The organism is Alkalibaculum bacchi (assembly GCF_003317055.1).
In the GTDB taxonomy this organism is placed as follows: domain Bacteria; phylum Bacillota; class Clostridia; order Eubacteriales; family Alkalibacteraceae; genus Alkalibaculum; species Alkalibaculum bacchi.
On the sequence record NZ_QNRX01000015.1, the window covers coordinates 46,715 to 65,960 of the forward strand.

At 35.5% G+C, this 19,246-nt stretch carries 21 protein-coding genes and 1 pseudogene; 16 read left to right on the forward strand and 6 right to left on the reverse strand.

Features of this window, described 5'->3' with window-relative positions; translation table 11 throughout:
• Positions 1 to 122 precede the first annotated feature (122 nt).
• The 9 genes and pseudogenes from DES36_RS11050 to DES36_RS11085 all read left to right on the forward strand — a co-directional run bounded on the left by DES36_RS11050 (position 123) and on the right by DES36_RS11085 (position 6,909).
• Positions 123 to 827: an alpha/beta fold hydrolase gene (locus DES36_RS11050; protein ID WP_113921263.1), complete on the forward strand. Its 705-nt coding sequence runs from the start codon at positions 123 to 125 to the stop codon at positions 825 to 827.
• A 551-nt stretch (positions 828 to 1,378) separates the two neighbouring features.
• Positions 1,379 to 2,488, forward strand: coding sequence for a helix-turn-helix domain-containing protein (locus tag DES36_RS11055; RefSeq protein WP_113921264.1), 1,110 nt, complete (start codon positions 1,379 to 1,381; stop codon positions 2,486 to 2,488).
• A gap of 5 nt (positions 2,489 to 2,493) precedes the next feature.
• The gene (locus tag DES36_RS11060; RefSeq protein WP_207657455.1) at positions 2,494 to 3,258 is read left to right on the forward strand and encodes a CPBP family glutamic-type intramembrane protease; all 765 of its coding nucleotides are present in this window, start codon (positions 2,494 to 2,496) and stop codon (positions 3,256 to 3,258) included.
• Between the two features lie 281 nt (positions 3,259 to 3,539).
• Positions 3,540 to 4,013 carry a GNAT family N-acetyltransferase gene (locus DES36_RS11065; RefSeq protein ID WP_113921265.1) on the forward strand — a complete coding sequence of 158 codons (474 nt, stop codon included), beginning with the start codon at positions 3,540 to 3,542 and terminating at the stop codon, positions 4,011 to 4,013.
• Between the two features lie 596 nt (positions 4,014 to 4,609).
• Positions 4,610 to 5,224: a PepSY domain-containing protein gene (locus tag DES36_RS11070; protein ID WP_113921266.1), complete on the forward strand. Its 615-nt coding sequence runs from the start codon at positions 4,610 to 4,612 to the stop codon at positions 5,222 to 5,224.
• A 17-nt stretch (positions 5,225 to 5,241) separates the two neighbouring features.
• Positions 5,242 to 5,352: pseudogene (locus tag DES36_RS15460) on the forward strand (MBL fold metallo-hydrolase); the annotation flags it as partial.
• A 46-nt stretch (positions 5,353 to 5,398) separates the two neighbouring features.
• Positions 5,399 to 5,527: a hypothetical protein gene (locus tag DES36_RS15325; protein ID WP_278278703.1), complete on the forward strand. Its 129-nt coding sequence runs from the start codon at positions 5,399 to 5,401 to the stop codon at positions 5,525 to 5,527.
• A gap of 125 nt (positions 5,528 to 5,652) precedes the next feature.
• The gene (gene msrB / locus DES36_RS11080) at positions 5,653 to 6,102 is read left to right on the forward strand and encodes a peptide-methionine (R)-S-oxide reductase MsrB (RefSeq protein WP_113921268.1); all 450 of its coding nucleotides are present in this window, start codon (positions 5,653 to 5,655) and stop codon (positions 6,100 to 6,102) included.
• Between the two features lie 375 nt (positions 6,103 to 6,477).
• On the forward strand, positions 6,478 to 6,909 hold the full coding sequence (locus tag DES36_RS11085; protein WP_113921269.1) for a C-GCAxxG-C-C family protein: 432 nt from the start codon (positions 6,478 to 6,480) through the stop codon (positions 6,907 to 6,909).
• Between the two features lie 709 nt (positions 6,910 to 7,618).
• On the opposite strand, the gene DES36_RS11090 is transcribed toward DES36_RS11085, so the two are convergent.
• On the reverse strand, positions 7,619 to 8,509 hold the full coding sequence (locus tag DES36_RS11090; protein ID WP_113921270.1) for a hypothetical protein: 891 nt from the start codon (positions 8,507 to 8,509) through the stop codon (positions 7,619 to 7,621).
• Between the two features lie 260 nt (positions 8,510 to 8,769).
• Between DES36_RS11090 and DES36_RS11095 the strand changes: the two genes are divergently transcribed.
• Positions 8,770 to 9,345 carry an HDIG domain-containing metalloprotein gene (locus tag DES36_RS11095; protein WP_113921271.1) on the forward strand — a complete coding sequence of 192 codons (576 nt, stop codon included), beginning with the start codon at positions 8,770 to 8,772 and terminating at the stop codon, positions 9,343 to 9,345.
• Positions 9,346 to 9,415: 70 nt separating this feature from the next.
• Positions 9,416 to 10,108 (forward strand): aspartate/glutamate racemase family protein, encoded by a 693-nt coding sequence (locus DES36_RS11100; RefSeq protein ID WP_113921310.1) that lies wholly within the window; start codon positions 9,416 to 9,418, stop codon positions 10,106 to 10,108.
• A 575-nt stretch (positions 10,109 to 10,683) separates the two neighbouring features.
• On the opposite strand, the gene DES36_RS11105 is transcribed toward DES36_RS11100, so the two are convergent.
• Positions 10,684 to 11,109 carry a hypothetical protein gene (locus tag DES36_RS11105; RefSeq protein WP_113921272.1) on the reverse strand — a complete coding sequence of 142 codons (426 nt, stop codon included), beginning with the start codon at positions 11,107 to 11,109 and terminating at the stop codon, positions 10,684 to 10,686.
• 330 nt (positions 11,110 to 11,439) lie between these two features.
• Entirely contained in the window at positions 11,440 to 12,684 is a 1,245-nt protein-coding gene (locus DES36_RS11110) for a LysM peptidoglycan-binding domain-containing protein (RefSeq protein ID WP_170128278.1), read from the reverse strand.
• A gap of 367 nt (positions 12,685 to 13,051) precedes the next feature.
• Between DES36_RS11110 and DES36_RS11120 the strand changes: the two genes are divergently transcribed.
• Together DES36_RS11120 and DES36_RS11125 are read left to right on the forward strand one after the other, a co-directional pair.
• Entirely contained in the window at positions 13,052 to 13,873 is an 822-nt protein-coding gene (locus tag DES36_RS11120; protein WP_113921275.1) for an electron transfer flavoprotein subunit beta/FixA family protein, read from the forward strand.
• Positions 13,866 to 14,843, forward strand: coding sequence for an electron transfer flavoprotein subunit alpha/FixB family protein (locus tag DES36_RS11125; RefSeq protein ID WP_113921276.1), 978 nt, complete (start codon positions 13,866 to 13,868; stop codon positions 14,841 to 14,843). Before DES36_RS11120 ends, DES36_RS11125 begins: the two co-directional genes overlap by 8 nt.
• 312 nt (positions 14,844 to 15,155) lie before the next feature.
• Here the strand turns inward: DES36_RS11125 and DES36_RS11130 are convergent, their stop codons facing one another.
• Complete coding sequence (locus tag DES36_RS11130; protein ID WP_207657456.1) at positions 15,156 to 15,590, reverse strand: DUF3888 domain-containing protein; 435 nt, start codon at positions 15,588 to 15,590, stop codon at positions 15,156 to 15,158.
• Between the two features lie 314 nt (positions 15,591 to 15,904).
• Here DES36_RS11130 and DES36_RS11135 point away from each other — a divergent pair, with 314 nt between their 5' ends.
• Both DES36_RS11135 and DES36_RS11140 read left to right on the forward strand, forming a co-directional pair.
• Positions 15,905 to 16,342: a hypothetical protein gene (locus tag DES36_RS11135; protein WP_113921278.1), complete on the forward strand. Its 438-nt coding sequence runs from the start codon at positions 15,905 to 15,907 to the stop codon at positions 16,340 to 16,342.
• Positions 16,343 to 16,368: 26 nt separating this feature from the next.
• A complete protein-coding gene (locus tag DES36_RS11140; RefSeq protein WP_113921279.1) occupies positions 16,369 to 16,881 on the forward strand; it encodes a nitroreductase family protein in 513 nt (170 codons plus the stop codon).
• A 178-nt stretch (positions 16,882 to 17,059) separates the two neighbouring features.
• Here the strand turns inward: DES36_RS11140 and DES36_RS11145 are convergent, their stop codons facing one another.
• The gene (locus DES36_RS11145; protein WP_113921280.1) at positions 17,060 to 17,272 is read right to left on the reverse strand and encodes a PF20097 family protein; all 213 of its coding nucleotides are present in this window, start codon (positions 17,270 to 17,272) and stop codon (positions 17,060 to 17,062) included.
• A gap of 138 nt (positions 17,273 to 17,410) precedes the next feature.
• Positions 17,411 to 17,542: a hexameric tyrosine-coordinated heme protein gene (locus tag DES36_RS11150; protein ID WP_113921281.1), complete on the reverse strand. Its 132-nt coding sequence runs from the start codon at positions 17,540 to 17,542 to the stop codon at positions 17,411 to 17,413.
• Between the two features lie 272 nt (positions 17,543 to 17,814).
• Here DES36_RS11150 and DES36_RS11155 point away from each other — a divergent pair, with 272 nt between their 5' ends.
• Complete coding sequence (locus DES36_RS11155) at positions 17,815 to 19,023, forward strand: RtcB family protein (protein WP_113921282.1); 1,209 nt, start codon at positions 17,815 to 17,817, stop codon at positions 19,021 to 19,023.
• Positions 19,024 to 19,246 lie beyond the last annotated feature (223 nt).

Below are 19,246 nucleotides of genomic sequence, written 5' to 3' on the forward strand. Positions count from 1 at the left end.
CTTAGGAGATAGGACGTTTTGAGTCTAATGCCTTAAAACAAACAAATATTTGTAATGTTTTAGACTTAAGATTTAACAGGTAAATTAGCTGCAGATCAGATATTAATAAAAGGAGGAGATTCATGAATAAGCGACTTAAAATAGGTTTGATAACATTAGTGCTAATTCTACTAGTATTAATTGGTGGGTTTTTTTATTATGTTTCTGATTACTATGGAGCAGATGATGTGGCTATAGCTGTTATGAACAGCCAAGATACCATAGATTTTAGGGATGATCATATAATATTATCACCTACAGTTCCTAGTGATAGGGCATTAATCTTCTATCCTGGTGCCAAGGTGGAGTATTCTGCCTACTTACCGATTTTACAGAAAATTAGAGATGAGACAGGAATTACCTGTATTCTCGTAAAGATGCCTTTTAATATGGCTATATTTGATGTGGATAGGGCTGATGAAATAATGGGTCAGTTTCCTGATATTAATAACTGGTATATAGGAGGACATTCTATGGGTGGGACAATGGCCAGCGATTATGCATCAAAGAATCAAGATAAGGTAGAAGGGCTAATTTTACTTGCTTCATATATTTATGGTGACTATCCTGAAGAGAATACATTGACAGTTTATGGTACACTAAATACAAGTGTATCCGATAAGATAGATTATGAAAAGAATATTGTAGCAATAGAAGGCGGTAACCATGCACAATTTGGCAACTATGGTATACAAAAAGGAGATGCAAAGGCTACAATCTCAAGGGAAGAACAACAAGATATGGCTGTAGAGGCCATTAGCAAATTTCTAGTAAATAAGGATAATTAGAAGATAGAAAAAAATACTATGAAGTATTGGATATTGCACACACAACATTGAATTATAACCTTTTATAAAACTAGTATCAGAGCTCAGTGTAGAGTCTGAAAAACTTTGGCTATCCTTATTAGATTAATAATAAAATAATAGGATTCACCAAGGGATACCATATCCTTACGATATTTTTATTGAACACTCAAGCCATGTGGAGACGGTTGTACTTTTAGTAAGGTAAGTGTCCTAACTTAAAGAAGTTTCGCCTTTTATAATAAACCTTCACTGTTTCATTACCTCGTAATATAAAATAGTAAAAGGAGGCTTTTCTTCACAATCTCATAACTTCATAAAGAATAATTCAAAGGCATCAGTAGTATTGATGCCTTTATTTTTATATAAACTTCAAGGAGTAATCGTCCGTTTCAAGTTTATGGATGTCGTCCCGTTTAAAGTAAACCACAGGTTGACTTTGTTTCTTAAAATCAACTTTGACTCCCTTGAAATAAGTTGAAGCAGGGTATATAGTTTAACTGTAAAGTGAAGGAAGTATAGGGGGTTTATCTATGAATGAAATTCATTTAGCGAAATGTATCGCTAAAAAAAGGCGCGAAATGAATATTACACAAGAGGAACTTGCTTCTTATATTGGTGTTTCTAAGGCAGCAGTATCCAAATGGGAATTGGAAAACAGCCTTCCAGATATCACCTTATTACCTCGACTTGCATCTTATTTTAATATTAGTATTGATGAATTGATAGGCTATGAACCACAGATGACCAAGGAAGAAATCCGAAGACAGTATCTGTATTTTAAAGGAATCCTTGGAACGAAACCATATTTAGAGGTTCAGATGGAACTGGATGAAAAGATTAAAAAATACTATTCTTGTTTTCCGTTTCTTCTTCAAATGACAGTCTTGCTGTTGAATCATTATGATGCGGCTGAAAAACCAGAAGATGTATTAATGTGGGCACTCAATTTGGCAAGAAGGGTGAAAAATGAAAGTAAAGATATTAATGATGTAAAGGCAGCTGTTAATCTAGAAGTAATGTTGGATTTAGTGTTGGGAAAACCTAAGGATGCATTAGAGCTATTGGATGAATCAGTTAGACCATTATCTCAGGAAACAGAAAGCCTGGCTCAGGTCTATCAGATGTTGGGAGAAAAGGAAAAGGCAAAAAGGGTTTATCAGATTAGCATCTATCAGCATCTTCTTACATTAGTAGCTGAAGCAGCACAGTACAGCATGCTTTATGAAGATGATAAAGAAAAATCGACTGAGATTCTTAAAAGATCTCTTCAAATTGCTGATATTTTTCAAGTGTCAAAACTCCAGCCCAATGCGATCGTACCTGTATATTATTCTGCGGCTATTTTATACTGCATACAGGGAGAAATAGATAAATCCATTGAAATGATGGAAAAGTATACAAATACCTGTCTAGAGAGTTTTTTTCCATTTAGTCTACACGGAGATGATTATTTCAATTTGATTGATGACTGGTTGTTGGAATTAGATATAGGAAATGGGGCACCACAGAACGAAAAGTTCATTCGCAAGTCTATGCTATCTGCTGTGAAAGACAATCCTGCCTTTCATGGTCTAAGAGATGATGCGCGTTACAAGAGTATTATTGGAAGGCTGGAAGCGTTGGTAAAAGAAAGGGGGTAATAAAAATGAAACAGATATGTAAGAATGCTTTTAAGTTTGTATTAATTGTATTGCCTTTTGCATTGGTAGCAGGTATCTCCATAGCAAACTATGAGATTGGAACAGGAGGAATTACCGAAGAAATATTATCGCAGGTTTCTAAAACAATGGTTATTGCAAGTGTTACTTTCCAAACAGTTCTCTATGCAGCAATTTGTGGCTTTATTGGTTATCTATTAGCAGACAAAATTGGTCTGCTTCGTAGTTTTGCATGGTCAGGGAGCTATTTAAAAAAGGCACTAGCAGGTGGAGCCATTTGTGGTGTTTTGTTCTTCCTACTGGATTATCTGATATTTGCAAAGTTGTTGGTGCCAGTAGCGGAATATTATGAAACATATACATTTTCAATTTCTTATCTGCTAGCAAAAGTTCTGTATGGAGGAATGGTAGAAGAATTGATGATGAGATGGTTTCTAATGTCTCTTCTAATATTGATTTTGTGGAAGATATTTGCTAGAAAGACAGATAAAGAATCCATTCCTGTGTGGATTATGATGGTAAGTAATATTGTCATAGCAGTGTTATTTGCATTAGGACATCTGCCAGCAACACTAGTGATGTTTGGTTATCTGAACGTTCTGATTGTTATTCGGTGCATACTGTTAAATGGTAGCTTTGCATTGGTGTTTGGAAGGCTCTACCGTAAATATGGCATTCAATATGCCATGGTTGCCCATGCTGTAACACATATCATATGTGATGTTCTGTTTTTCCTGTTCTGGAGGTTGTGATTTTAACAAGATAAAGGCGTTTTGCAGCACTCCACATCAAACAATTGTTTGTCGAATATATGGTAGTTAAAGATCAAAAAGGGTCAAAAATCGGTGAAAAAACACCGGTTTTTGACCCTTAAAATAGGCTAATATCATAGATGACATTGAATATTAGTATTATGAAAAATGATAATTGAAAATCTGATTGATAAATGGATGGATGACTTATATACTATAGTTGAATGTTAGTAGAATTATATGTAATAAAGAATATTTTTAATATTGAGAGGTAATAAAAAATGGGGATAGAGTTTCGTTCAATTGATAGAACAAACTATAATGAGTGCATAGAGTTAAGCGTTAATGAAAATCAAAAAAGATTTGTAGCACCAAACCAATTCTCGTTAGTACAAGCAGCATATGAATCTAATCTATATCCTCTTGCAATTTACAATGAATCGCAAATGATAGGATTTATTTTGTATGACTTCGATGAAGAACTAAATGGTTGGTCAATGAGTAGATTTATGATAGGGTCATCTTTCCAGAACTGCGGCTTTGGAAAACAAGCATTAAAACAGTTTTTGCTTTTTTTTAAAGAAAATTATCCTGATGTGTTAAAACTTTATACCAGTGCAGAAGTTGATAATATGACGGCCATTGAACTATATAAAAGAGCAGGTTTTAAAGAAGAAAATATATTTGAATATGAGGCTGGTGGAATTCAGTACAAAGAGATACGAATGATGATTTCACTTGAAAATCAAGAATAAACAAAATTAGAATTACTTTATGAGGGCATATCTCACATAGTTTATATATTGTGATTTAATGCAAATCAGCAGACTTTTATGCAAGTGTGGAGTGTTTATTGAATCTTCAGCAGAAGACCCCAGAGTAGGAGTTTATGTACTCTGGGATCTTCTTCATGTAGATGTCCTGCCACTAAGGCCTCACCAGGCTCAACCGATGTCTTTTTTATCTCCTCAAGGCATGTTGAGGCCGTAACGTTGCGTATGAAGGAGTGAAACGACTGAAGAAGCTCGTGTCAGGCTTGCCCAGGAAGGCGAGAGAAGCGGAGTTTGATTACGGCTGAACGCGTTATGTTGATAGAGGCGGAATAGGTTATAATAGCAGGATTAAAGGCATTTTAATTAAATATGTAGGAGTTTTTGCCCCCTAGACTCTGAGTTTAGGGGAGTTTTTCTTAAGAGGGTCTGGAGTACTGGCGCTTTCTAGCAGAATCAAGGACACAGTAAATGATATAAAAGAAGAGCCATAATATTTAGCTATAGTGCATATTTTATAGCTTTATAAGCAAATTATTAAATAGAGGATACTATTTTATAAAAGAAAGGAAGGAGTAACTATGATAAAGAAAAGATGGATTATATTTATAGTTTTAGTTTTGGCTATAACACTACCTGCTTGCACTGGAAATTCTCCTAATAATAATTCAAATGACGAAATAAGCAAGGAGGATAGTACAAATACTTATACCAATCCAGATTCTGATATCAATAATACTGGTACTATAACTAATGTTGTATATGAAGACATCAAATTGACTCCAGGAGAAGTATTTAATATTTATGTAAAGAAGTATCCTAATGTAAAGGTAAATAAGTTGGCGCTTGATTTTGACCGTGGATTATATATCTATGAAGTGGAAGGATATGACGATACAAATAAATATAAGTTAAAGATTGAACCCGTAGATGGGGAAATATTGAAAGAAGAACAAAAACAAAGAGATGATAATGATACAGAAGACGAAATAACAATAGAAAATGTGAATAAAATACAAGAACTAATGGACAAAGCATTAAAAGATGCAGGTAATGGCTATAAAGTAGGCGAGTGGGAATTAAAATTTGAAAATGGCCAAAGCATATTTGAAATAGAAGTAGTTGATGACAATGACCATGATATAGAATATAAATATAACATAAATACGATGGAGTTAATAGAAAAGGATCAATAGATTTTCACAGAACCTTCCTTTTGAGTATTGATATCATATGCCTTACCCATATGCATGGAGATCACATATTTGGATTGCCAGGTCTCCTATTAACTATGGGAAACAGCGAACGAAGCATACCAGCAACTTAAAGAAGCGGCAAAACTTGCACAATTAGAGAAAGTAAGAGAGTTATTGCTCACTCATTTTGGTACGGCATTAGATAATCCTATTGAATACACACAAAATGCTGTAGACGTCTTTCATAATACAATCATCGGCTTTGATGGATTTACTGGAGAATTATCTTTTGAAAAGAATTAAGAAATAATAAGGTAATATGGTCCCCTTGTGGTAGACTGTTTAAATAAAAAGACTCACAAGAATGGGTATAATATAGCTGGGAATCAATTATTAATGTAAAATATTAGTGAGGATGGTGTAGGTTAATGGATAAAAAATATAACAAGCCTAATGATAAAATTCTTAAGGAAAAACTCTCAGCTCTTGAATACGATGTTACTCAGAACAGTGCTACCGAAAAACCCTTTGACAATGAGTTTTGGGATTTTGAAGAGGAAGGAATTTATGTAGATATTGTATCACGTGAACCTCTATTTAGTTCCCATCACAAATACGATGCAGGGTGTGGATGGCCTAATTTTTATAAGAGTATCGACAATGATTATATTGTAGAAAAGCTAGACACTAGCTACGGAATGAGAAGAACAGAAGTGAGAAGTAAGCATGGGGATTCTCATTTAGGCCATATATTTAACGATGGTCCCCATGATAAGGGTGGCATGAGATACTGTATTAATAGTGCTGCTTTGCGATTCATTAATAAAGCCGACTTAGAAAAAGAAGGGTACGGAGAATATATAAAACTATTTGAATAGAAATTAAACCCAGCTTTTAATTACGGGATTCATTTTTCCTTCAAGTATTTTGTTTTTAATCTCTTCAAAAATATAATTTTCTTATGGAGTTTTACTCTGGGGACTTCCTAGGGACTGGACCTTTCAGGTCAAGATATTAAGTCTTGACCTCTTTTTTAATTTAAAATAACCAGATAATAAGTATTATCTGCAATATTAAAATTAGAAATGTAGGATATATTGTTGATATGGTAAATTGTTACGATGTGCAGAAATGGTTTGGGTTGCTTAGAAAATATTATTTTTTCCTATTTTAAATTTGTCAAAACATAAGATTTTATTAATATATTATAATTGTTATAATGTATTTATGGTAAATAATTATAGGGAGGAATAATGATGCTTAAAGATGAGGCAAGAAAGTATATCGAAAGTGAATTAAAATACGGAGAGCAGAGAAAACTCTACCATTACAACTGTGCTGAAACACTGCTTAATGCCTGCAATGATTATTACAAATTAAATTTGGATAAAAAAATATTTAAAGCTATCGTTCCATTTGGTGGAGGGTTTTGTTCTGAAAAAGCTTGTGGAGTACTGGCAGGAGGTATTGCAGCATTAGGCGTGATGTATTCGGAGGATAAGCCTACAGATAATACCAAAGTGAAGGAAATAACTCAACGGTGGGTAAAGGTTTTTGAGGAAGAATTTAGCGATATCGATTGTAAAGAGATTAAACCTATTTATAAAGATCCTGAAACGGGCTGTGCCAATGTAATGTTGAGGGCTGCTGAGCTGTTGGAATCGATAATTGAAGGCGAAAAATAAAATACTTATGTTCTCAAAGATTTTCCTAGGCTCATTAGGAACGTGAATTTTTGGGTTAAGTTATTGAGTAACCTCAGACTAAAGGTTTCACTTGGAAGGGGAGATTGCTTAGAGGGGTAGGATGTTTTCAACCTAATACCTTAAAATAAAAGAAGACGAGACTTCCCTTGAAGTCTTATCCTTAATGTGGTTAATTTGCAAATGAGAGTGGGTCGATACTTGAGAATCTAAAAACCTGACTTGAAAAGTTCCGTCTCTCACAAATGAACTGCTCCCTGTCAAGTAGACAAGTGAAAAATCAAAATGCACTCTCTTACCCAATAGGGACATATTTCAAGAATTCACTATTTAAATAAATTCTCCCACTGTTTTTGCAAGATGGTGGGAGAAAAATAATAATTAATAAGCCATATTTTGTATGTTAACAATCTTATTATATGAAAAATACAGCAAAAAAGACATGACAAAAGCACCACATGTTTAACGAACAATCAATTAGTGGTGAGTTTATATGGATATGGAGAGTACTTAAGCGGCTGGAACAGCGTTAAGGAATTTAGGCAGCACATCCTTATACCTAGGGTCTTGGGGCTCACGGGGGACCGGTAATTTTGAGTCACAAGGAAAAAGGTAAAATCATCTAAATAGACTGGAATTAGTCCAGCCTTTTTAAAAATGGAAGATTTACTTTCATACTAGACATTATCACTCATGAGCCATAATCGGGGGCTGAAGTTGGGAAACTATTTTCATAGAAGGTGACGGTTTCAGCTATTTTGATTGTATCTTCTTGTGAGAAAAACTTTGCGTCTAATCTTAAAGTATAAAGCCACCCTGAACCATCTTTTACAAAATTGACATAGTGATGCTTCACATCACTAGGATGATCTGCTGTAAATACAAATCCCTTAATAGAGTCACCGCTTAGTTGGAGTTCTTTCAGACCAGTTATGTTAGGATACGATTGCCAATAAAGAGAATCCAAAGACCATTCTCCAACAGTATCTCCATAATATGAGCCAAAACTACGTTCAAAAGCGCCTACTTCAATTCCACCTATAAAAATGGGATTTCCACTGCTAGAACCATTTAGATAATAATGGAATGTACCAAATTCACTATTTTTAGATAGATCAACAGAAAGATAATCTGTAATATTTTCATAGGTGGCTAAAAATTCCTCTATATTAAAACGGCGTATATCTCTATGTTCACGAGTTGCTTTTCGTACGATATTAAGTACATCTAACTCCTTAGTTCCTTTAGGAATGGATACTTCTAACTGATATTCACTATCTTTAGAATCAATAGGAAAGGCATAAAAATTGTTATGATAAGGGGAATCCTCACTAGCTGTAGATAGTAGTTCTTTATAGGCGTAATTCTCTAGATCTTCATAGCGTATACTATAAGCAAGTTTCGATAATTCAGTAATCTCTTCCATAGTAAAAATTTTATCTCCGTATACTGGAGTAAATTCATCGTCTATATACGTATGTTTACTTTGAGTGATTTCTTTCTTACAACCGGATAAAGTGAGTATAATGGCTAAAATCCATAGCATTGTAAGAATACTCTTGTTTTTTTTGCGAAATTTCATATAATATAGGCTCCTTATGTAATATAGTAGTGTTTTTATATGTGTGTTTATTAAATTTGTATTTATAATTATTATATCAAATTACCTGCTTTCTTTTAAGACCCATAGGAGACAAATATTGTAATTTGTTGTTGGATGTATGATAAGATAATAAAATAGTAAAAACAAAAGAAGTGTCCCTATGGTACTATGATATAAACAAGAGCCGATGTTATTATAAGAATTGGCTATAATAAATTATTTTTTTGGAGGCTTATAAAATGAAAAAGAAAATGTCGAGAGATGAAGCATGGAAACTGCTGACGGATTACAATAAAACCCTAGCTCTGCGGAATCATGCTATGGCTGTGGAAGCGGTAATGGTTCATTTTGCCCGATTGAGTGGTGAGGACGAGGAAGTATGGGGAGTTACAGGTCTTCTGCACGATCTGGACTACGAACAGTATCCAGAAGAACATTGTCACAAATCGGAAGAAATTATGCGAGAGCATGGGATTGATGAGGAATATATTCGTGCAATGAATTGCCACGGTTATGGGATTTGTACTGATGTCAAGCCGGAAAGTATGATGGGAAAAACGTTGTTTACGATCGATGAACTGACAGGTCTTATCAATGCTCTGTGTCTGATGCGTCCATCCAAAAGTGTACTCGATCTGGAAGTTAAATCTGTAAAAAAGAAATTTAAGGACAAATCCTTTGCATCTGGCGTCAATCGAGAAGTCATTCGTAACGGTTGCGAAATGCTGGGGATGGAACTAGATGAAGTTATTAGGGAAACGATTGAAGGAATGAAAGAAAAAGCGCAAGATATCGGACTAAAAGGAAACTTATAAGTCGGAAGGATGTATGTGAAAAAAAGTCTTTATTCTGTGGAATGAACTGGAATTTGTGGAGGATGGTAAAATAAAGACAATAGGGTTAATTGGCGGCATGAGTTGGGAAAGCACCGTGACATATTATCAGATGATTAATGAAACAGTCAAAGAAAAATTAGGTGGATTACATTCAGCTAAACTCCTGCTCTATAGTGTTGATTTTGCTGAAATTGAAGAATGCCAGGCAAAAGGTGAATGGGATAAAAGTGCCGATATTTTAGCAGAAGCTGCACTGAATCTTGAAAGGGCAGGAGCAGATTTTATTGTGATATGTACCAATACGATGCATAAGGTTGCACCACAGATACAGAAGAAAATATCGATTCCAATCATTCATATTGCAGACGCAACAGCTGAAAAACTGAAAGAACAGCAAATTCGCCAGGTTGCTCTTCTGGGGACAAAATATACAATGACACAGGAGTTTTACAAAGAAAGGATTGAGGATAAAGAAATTGAGGTTCTGATTCCTGACAGTGATGATGTGGAATTAGTAAACCGCGTGATTTATGATGAACTTTGCCTTGGAATTATTAATGATGCATCCAGAAAAGAATGTATTCGTGTGATTGATTCTTTAAAAGAGAAAGGTGCACAAGGAGTTATTCTTGGATGCACTGAAATTGGGTTACTGATCAGTCAGAAGGACTCGCCGCTTCCGGTATTTGATACTACAGAGATCCATGCTCGAGTAGCATCGATGAAAGCTATACAGGAATAAATAAACTAGAATTTGGCACAATGTCGAATTGATGTTTATTTGCCTCTCGATGAATGTTTTAGAAATAAACATAGCCTGGATTAAGGGTTCAAAGCGATTGAATTGTGAACTTTTTTTCATATTTGCTTTGTACTTTTGTAGTTTTATTTATGATTGAATCCACAGAAGGTAGTTCCTCTCTTAATTCTTTACTTGTATAATTTATATATGTTAAATTCTATCATGTTACTTTCTTATCAAATCCCAATTTGTAGAGTTGGACTATTTCGGGATATTCTTATTTTACGCATTAGTAAAATATTGCGCCGTGCAAATGGGCGACCAAAGGTGCGCCCCTACCTATATTGATATCCAGGTTGTAGGGGAGGTCTTTGACCTCCCGTAGGGAGTGGTTTATTTTGAGCCTAGCGCATCAAAATAAAAGAAGATTATTTAATTCTACCTAGTTTATTTCTAAAATAAATACAAAAATCCTGCATTTTAATAAAATGCAGGATTTATAGTGATTAAGTGAATGGCCAACTTGCCTTTTTATTCATAATTGTTTTGAAGGAGAAGACAGAATTAATATGTGACTATCGATTAAATTGGTTGCCGTTGCCCATTCTATTTCTCATACCATTGCCACGACCTAATCCTCGGCCATTTGAGTTATTTGGTCCTATTCCATCGCAATTGTCGCTGTTTTGCTTCATCTGAATATAGTATTCATCTGCTTCTTCTTGAGTAAGACTTCCATCTGCTACTCTTTGGCTTAATAGCTCTTTTTTACTTTCAAGCATTTCTTCTTTGAATTCATCGAGGACACCTTTTTCAGCAGCAATTTCTTCAAAAGTCTTATCAACCTTTTGTTCGTATAACTCATCAACTGAAATACCTGTAATTTGTGATAGTTTATCTGCTGGTGAGAATGTGTTTCCAGCAAAAGCTACTCCTAAGCTAGAAGCAAAAACTACTGTAGCAGCTCCGATAGTTAAAAGAATCTTTTTTGATTTTTTCATCTTTTTCTCCTTTAATTTAAATTTTAGAGAGCATCTCTCTTTCTATATTTAAATTATACCCATAAAATATGTCAGAAATATGGCTTAAGATAATTCTTTTTTAGGCTATGGAGATAAAGTAATAGAAGTAGAAGTCACCCCTCTCAAACACCTATAATCTTAAGTGACCCACAGGGGACGTGAAATGTTGAGTCAAGTTTTGAAGTCTCCCTCCTCTTTTTATCCTGATTGGCAAATAATTTATTTTAAAGATATTAAAAAGTTGCATTTCAAATGGACATTAAAGGAATGGGGTTAAAGGAACCTCTCTCTATGAGAGACCTTTGGATGTCAGTTGTTGTATGTTAGGTCATAAAACAGAAAACCACTGAAAATATTTGTAGGTACTGGTTTTGCCATATCTATGCTCCATACTTCAACTGGAGGGTGATCTTCTCTACATCCTGAAAGATATGCAATTCTTTGGCTGTTAGGAGACCAAGTTACTGGAGTTGCGTAGCAGCTAGAGACTGCTAAAGTTTTAATATTTGTGCCATAAATATTAGAGATTTGTATCAAGGAATAGTACTTTCCATTTTTAAAGAAGGTAGAGCTGTACGCTATTTTTGTGGAATCAGGTGACCACGTTGGGTAGAAGTTCTTCGCTTCAGGGCCGCTGGCGGTTTTATATACTACATTTGATAATAGTTCTAGTACGTATATTTCCGAAATACTTGCTCCTGACGATGTGTATAACACGTACTTTCCATCAGGCGACAATCTTACTTCGTTGAATGGGCCATTTACTCTATTAGTCAACAGGGTTTCACCACTGCCATCTATATTGCTTTTGTAGATTTGGCTGAGTTTGTTACTGTCTTTTGCCTCATATAAAAGTTCCTTTTGATTTGGAAACCATTGAACATAAGAAGCTTCTCGTCGATTGATATCCCAATGAGTATAGTTTATGACATTGTATATGCGAATTACTTTACCAGTGGAGTAAACCAATGAACTGCTATCCGGAGACCAATCTATAAATGCAGGTAAGGGTATCTGGTTTATCTTTGATATTCTATCTGTGGTGAGATCTACAATCGAAATAATTCCAGCTTCATCAATAAAGGCAATTCTGTTATTATTAGGAGACCAGAATATCCTCGATGACCTTCCAGCATTATTCATAGTCAAATATACTTCGTCTCCTGAGCCAGGCTCATATAATACAATGAAATCATTAAATCCATCATTTAGCAGTATTGCAATTTGCCCTGCACCGCTTGGAAGCCCATAGGGTATCTGTAGATTCATGCCAGGAATAATATTAGGTGTCAGACCGGGATTGGCTTTTAATATCAAGTCAGGTTGTGGTCGTCCATTTAAGTTTACATTGTATTTTTTAGCGATATTGTACAGTGTATCACCTTGTTTAACCGTATAGTAGGGTACTCCTACTGGAACATTTAGTACCATGCCTGGTGAAATAATATAAGGCTCATCAATGGCATTAGAAATAATTAACGTACGTAAAGGGATTCTGTATTTTGTAGCAATAGTGAAGAGGCTATCACCTGATTGAACTACATATGTAGTCACACCTGGAGGCATAGATAGTTGTTGGCCAGGATAGATTAAATAGGGAGCTGATAAATTGTTGGCTACTATGAGAGAAGTAAGGGGGATACTCTAGCGAGCCGCGATACTGCTTAATGTATCTCCTGTTTGAACAGTATAAAATTCTTGCATAGTCTTCCTCCTTATTAGATTTAATATATTGTATGATCTAATTAGAATTTGTATCATTATCTATGGAAAATGTAATAAAGATTTACGACTCAGAGCGTACAAATGACAGTACATATTATTTGTATTTGTAGGATAAGACACATAATGCTTGATTTCGACAATTGTTTTTGTTGCACGAATAGAATATAATTATATAAAAACAAGAAGGAAGTCGAATATGGATATTATAGTATGTATGAAATTAGTTCCAAACACCGCACACATGACCTTCAATCCTAAAACCATGCGTTTGGAGCGATATGGGATACTGTCTTTAATTAACCCGGCGGACATTGACGCACTAGAATGTGCATTGAATATGAAAAAAGACTATGGTGGCACTGTGACGATTTTGACGATGGGCATCGCAGGCGCATCAGAGTGTGTGGAAAAGGGCATTGCGGCTGGTGCGGACGAGGGCTATCTGATTACGGATCCTGCATTTGCTGGATCTGATACATATGCAACAGGGATGGTTTTGTCGGCAGCAGTTCGTTGGTTGCAGCAGAAAAATCAGAAACGCTACGACTTGATTTTGTGTGGTAGTGTAACCGTAGATGGAGAAACCGGCCAGACTGGCTCACAGCTGGCAGAACAGCTTGACTGGGCGCAGATCTCCTGTGCCAGTGATTTGCGTCAAATTGGAGATAAGCTGTGGGCAAAACAAGAAACTGAGGAAGAAACTCTCTGGTTGGAATCCGACCAACCTACTCTGGTCACGATAGAACCTAAATATGGGAAAGGACTGCGCCCGGTGGATATGGAAAAACTGCGCCAATTAGAGAAAGAGGGTGTACCTAAGCTAACCCTTCAGGAGTTGGAACCATGGTTGGACCGCTCTGCTATTGGAGCTCACGGGTCACCGACTAAGATTGCAAGATCTTATATTCCATTTACCGACAGAAAGCAGATTGTAATAAGTTCTGGCAGTGATTCGGAAAAGGCGCAAGCATTGTTGGGGCTTCTGAAACAAGAGAATTGTGAGGTAACTTATGAGTAATATCAGCGTGTTTATGGAAGTGCACAACGGACAGTTACGCAATGTAAGTCTTGAGTTGCTGACAGCGGGACATCAATTGGCAGCAGATGCTCATGAGGAGTTAGTAGCCGTAATCGTGGGCAATCAGAATGATGCTATAATTGAACAGTTGATACAGTATCCCGTAGACCGTGTGGTATCTTTGGAGCATTTTTCCTACGAGAACTATGCAACCGATTCCTATACAGATGCCCTCCACGCCTATGTATGTCAATATCAGCCACAATGTGTTCTCTTTGGCACTACTTTTTTGGCAAAAGATCTTGTTCCACGCCTTGCTGCAAGGTGCAAAACTGGCTTGACGGCAGAATGTACCTCTGTCTCCTACCACCAGGATACGGGCAAAATCATGTGGTCAAGAACTGGCTTTGGTGGCAAGATGATGGCCGATATTGTCTGTCCCGATCGTCTGCCCCAAATGGGAACCATTCGAGAGGGTGTATACAAAAAAACGAAAAAAGTAACAGGGCATTTGGCAAAGATTGACCGTTGGGATATGGGGGAGCAAATTAAGCTGGAGCGAGTACGCATACTGCAAAAAACCGCAAAAATTCTTTCCAAACAGCAGATTGACGATGAACCTGAAATCGTAGTTGGTTTGGGCAGGGGTGTGCGAACCCTTGACAGAATAGACATGATGATGGATTTTGCCGATGCGCTGGATGCCGAACTTGGAGCATCCAGAGGTGCATGTGAACTCCGACTTCTACCCGAAAAATTTGTCATCGGACAGAATGGGCGCAACCTCCACCCGAAAATCTATATTGCCTGCGGTATCTCGGGAGCTGCGCAGCACATGGCAGGTATCAGCGGTGCGGACTGTATCATTGCTATCAATTCCGACCCCAATGCACCAATTTTCAAAGTTGCGGATTATGGAATTTGCGGAGATTTGCATAGTATTATTCCAGAGTTTTTGAAGTTGATTTGATATGTATAGCTTTACGACGACTCACCAGGGGGGGCAGTTCATTTTGGGTCAAGTTTTTTGAAATCTCTCCCTTGTTTTACCCTGATTGGCAAATAAATTATTTTAAAGACATAAAAACTCACTAGAATTAATTTTGTATTTAAAACAGCATAAAATATCTCCAACTACACAAGAGTAGTTGGAGATATATGAGATCATTTTTTATTTTTTCACTTGTCTACTTGACGAGGAGCGGTTTATATTCCTAGAAATCCACAACATGAGACAAAAATTAAGACTATGTTTAATAATAATGTTGAAATTATGTTACTTTTACGGCAACTTCTTCTTTATAAGATCTTGGTAATTTGGTGGTAACTCATAACTTCTAATATGCTCAAATTTCTCGATTTTGACATTGACTGTTGGACTTACTCTAATTGTAATATAATCAAGTCCTACATCATTGTGCGGACCTATATAAGGATGTAATTCTATTTTCAATCTAAAGTCAAATCCTCTATATTCATTAAGTCTTTCAGCATCTAATATAATTACATCATATGGTGCTACAGTTGGTGAAGTAAATAGATATTCTTCGTAGTATTTATCTACCTCAGCCTGAATATAAGGTAAAAGCAAAGTTATAAAAATGTCTTGATATAACTCCTCTCGTGATTTCTCCGGTGGAATATATGGTTCAACTACTAAAGCCTTTGTTATATCTATATCTTCATAAGCATGATGGTTGGTTGGTATTTGAAACATGAGTAAAAGTATCAGAAATATTATTATCTTTTTCCTCATATAGTACACCTTTCTCAATCGTTTTATAATAGTGTTCCCTCTTTATAAAAACTATTGACTGGTAACTATTTGAATACTATTCATACCTGAAACTAGTTCACTATATTCTATAATTGCACAAAAGTAGAAGAATGTGTTGTGCATACGGGCGACCGAAGGTACGCCCCTACCTATAGGTATTTAGGTTGTAGGGGAGGTCTTTGACCACCCGTCATGGACAATTTTTCCAAACCGTATAACAAATAGCATTCATATAACAAGAAAGGAATAGCATTATGAAGAAGAAAAAAATAATGATTTCTGCTGCTATTATTAGTGCTATAATTATTTTAGCTTATATTATAATTGGGAATCCAATAATAGCTATTAATAATAAGAAACTGCAAAGGGAAGTCGTATCAATTAATTCTGATTACGTGGAGTTAAATAATATTGTGCCTTTTGAATGGGACGAGGTATACACATTTGAACCATATGCAAGTAAAGAGCAGATTGAAGATATCATAGGTTTTAAAAGTAATTATATTCAAGAAACTGTAAGTGAAGGAATGGTTCAATTACTTTTCATTAAAGATCATAAGGTGGTGTGTAGCGTCTGCGGCTATAGTAATGCTTTAGGTTATAGAATAGATTTTGAGGGCAGAATAATGTACGTAGACCATGCTGTCTTTTCAGTTGAAAGAGACTCGGGCATAGTAAAGTTAAATTACTAAGAAAACAAGAAACGGAGGATTAAAAAATGGAATTCTCAGAAGTAATTAAGAATCGTTATGCGTGTAAAAAATTTGATGGTCGTCAAGTACAAAAGGAGCATTTAGATGCTATCCTTGAGGCTGGAAGACTTGCACCAACTGCAAAAAATCTTCAGGAGCAGCGTATTTATATTGTACAGTCTGAAGAAGGACTTGCTAAGATTGATAAGGTAACCCCATGCAGATATGGAGCAGCAACAGCAGTAGTTGTAGCATTTGATAAGAATAACGTATTTACTTATCCGGGAGAGAAACGTGACTCTGGCGTGGAAGATGCAACAATTGTTGCTACCCATATGATGTTAGCAGCTAAAGCGGAAGGGGTTGACAGTTGTTGGATTAATTTCTTTGATCCTGAGGTAATGGCAAAAGAACTTGGACTTCCTGAGAATGAAGAAGTACTTATGATGCTGGATCTTGGATATGCAGCAGAGGATGCAAAGCCTCTTCCAACACATAGCCAACGTAAAGAGATTACCGAGACTGTTACATTTATATAAATATAATATTAGTACCTAATAACTTACCTTAACGACACTAAGGGCAAGACTTTTTTATAAAGAAGTTTTGCCCTCTTTATTTTCAGTTATTTGAAGATTAGAGAATTGATTAATAAATAAAGCTATGGAATGGCTTTTATACGCAGTGTGATGCATAAAAAAATAGTTGTTATTACAGCTAGTCTAGTTCGTAATCTAGAATAATTTTTTGGCAATTACGGCAACAACTTGCACTTACTGCACTGCCTTTTAAAAACCCATTTGCAAGTAAAATCTCATCTTCGTGGGTAGGTGTAATAAAGACTTGGTGTTTTCTTGGGCTCCAAAAAATTCCGCTGTTGCTCTGAAGAAAACCACTTTCCATTTCTACATTACAATAAGGACATTTCATATAATTGCCTCCCTGGTTAAAAACGAATTAATAGTTCGTACAACTCCGTTACTATCATTATACAACAGATTTAATTTGTCAAAATAAAATATTAAGAGAATTTACCATTTGATATTGATATATTAATTAATAGACTCCCTAGGGGCGCAATATTTTTCTAATTACTTCATAGGGTTGAGTCATACTTATGGCTTTACGAGCTAAAGTAACTGCTAAATTATAACCTTCCTCAGGTGTATCTGTTCTTAAGGTTGCTAACCATTCTGCCATACTATCTCACCTCTATAATCCATATTATGAAACAATAGGTAAGTGTTGTCATCGAATTAGGCTAGTAGTGCCAGCTTCTAAAAGGTCCATGAGCTTATTTGGAATGTTTTTTGAATCGCATTATTACTAATTTAGAGACTCAATAAAATATTCCTTAGGCAATACTCAAGATTCTACAAAAACTTGCCCTTAGTTACATGGAGCGTGTTAGAATGATGTATACGAATCATATTAAAGAGTAACAGCTATAATTACATGGGGAAAGGTGAAATATGATAGAAATTATAGGGAAGTACAATAGAGCACAAGTTTATGCGACTGTTTTAGATGAGGGTGCTGCTACTCAAATTGAAACTCTTTGCAATCAAGAATTTGTTAAGGAAAGTAAAATCCGAATTATGCCAGATGTTCATGCTGGAGCAGGTTGCACCATTGGAACGACTATGACCATAATAGATAAAATTGTTCCAAACTTAGTAGGTGTCGATATTGGCTGTGGTATGGAGACAGTGTCAATTAAAAATAAGCATTTAGAACTTCAAAAGCTTGATAAATTAATTTATCAAAAGATACCGTCAGGTTTTAATATTCGAAAAACGTCTCATTTATTTAATGACCAAATTGATTTGACTGAACTCCGATGTTTTAAAAATGTAAAAATTGACCGTGCCCAGAAAAGTATAGGTACATTAGGAGGAGGTAATCATTTTATTGAAGTCAATAAAGACGAAGAAGGACAACTATACTTAGTAGTCCATTCTGGTAGCCGCCATTTAGGGATAGAAGTAGCTAAGTATTATCAAGATGCAGGTTACAAGCAATTAAACGATAAAGATAAACCAGATATAGAGAAGTTGATTGATAGTTATAAGACTCAAGGTCGTGAGAATGAAATTCAAAAGGCTTTAAAAGATCTTAAAGAACAAACGCTTACGGATATACCTTACCCTTTAGCATATGTAACTGGACAATTATTTGAGGATTATATCCACGATATGAAAATCGTACAGAGATATGCAGAGTTAAATAGAAAAGCTATGATTTCAGAAATCGTAAAAGGTATGAAATTAAATATAATAGATCAGTTTACTACTGCCCATAATTATATCGATACAGATGCTATGATTTTACGAAAGGGAGCAGTTTCTGCAAAGAAAGGTGAAAGACTGCTGATCCCGATTAATATGAGAGATGGAAGTTTAATTTGTATCGGAAAGGGAAATAAAGACTGGAATGATTCTGCCCCTCATGGAGCAGGAAGACTTATGAGCAGAACAAAGGCGAAACAAAGTTTTACCCTCTCTGAGTTTAAAAAACAGATGAAAGGAATCTACACTACCTCTGTAAACAAAGAGACATTAGATGAATGTCCTATGGCTTACAAAAACATGGACGATATCGTTGATAATATAGCGCCCACAGCAGATATTGTCAAAATCATTAAACCAATCTATAACTTCAAGGCTGGAGAAGACTCATAAAGGAGAAGAGCATGTAGTTAAGCTTAATGAAGAACATTAACTCTTAAACCACTGAAAATAAAGGGACTTAGCCTATGTTAAAGTAATGCTTTAATATAGGCTAAATATTAGAATTAGTTATTTTATTTTGCACTTTAATAGAAATTATTATAGGAGTAAGTATGGCATTAAAATTACTTAAATTTTTACTCCAACATCAAAGGCTTCAAGTGGATTATATGCC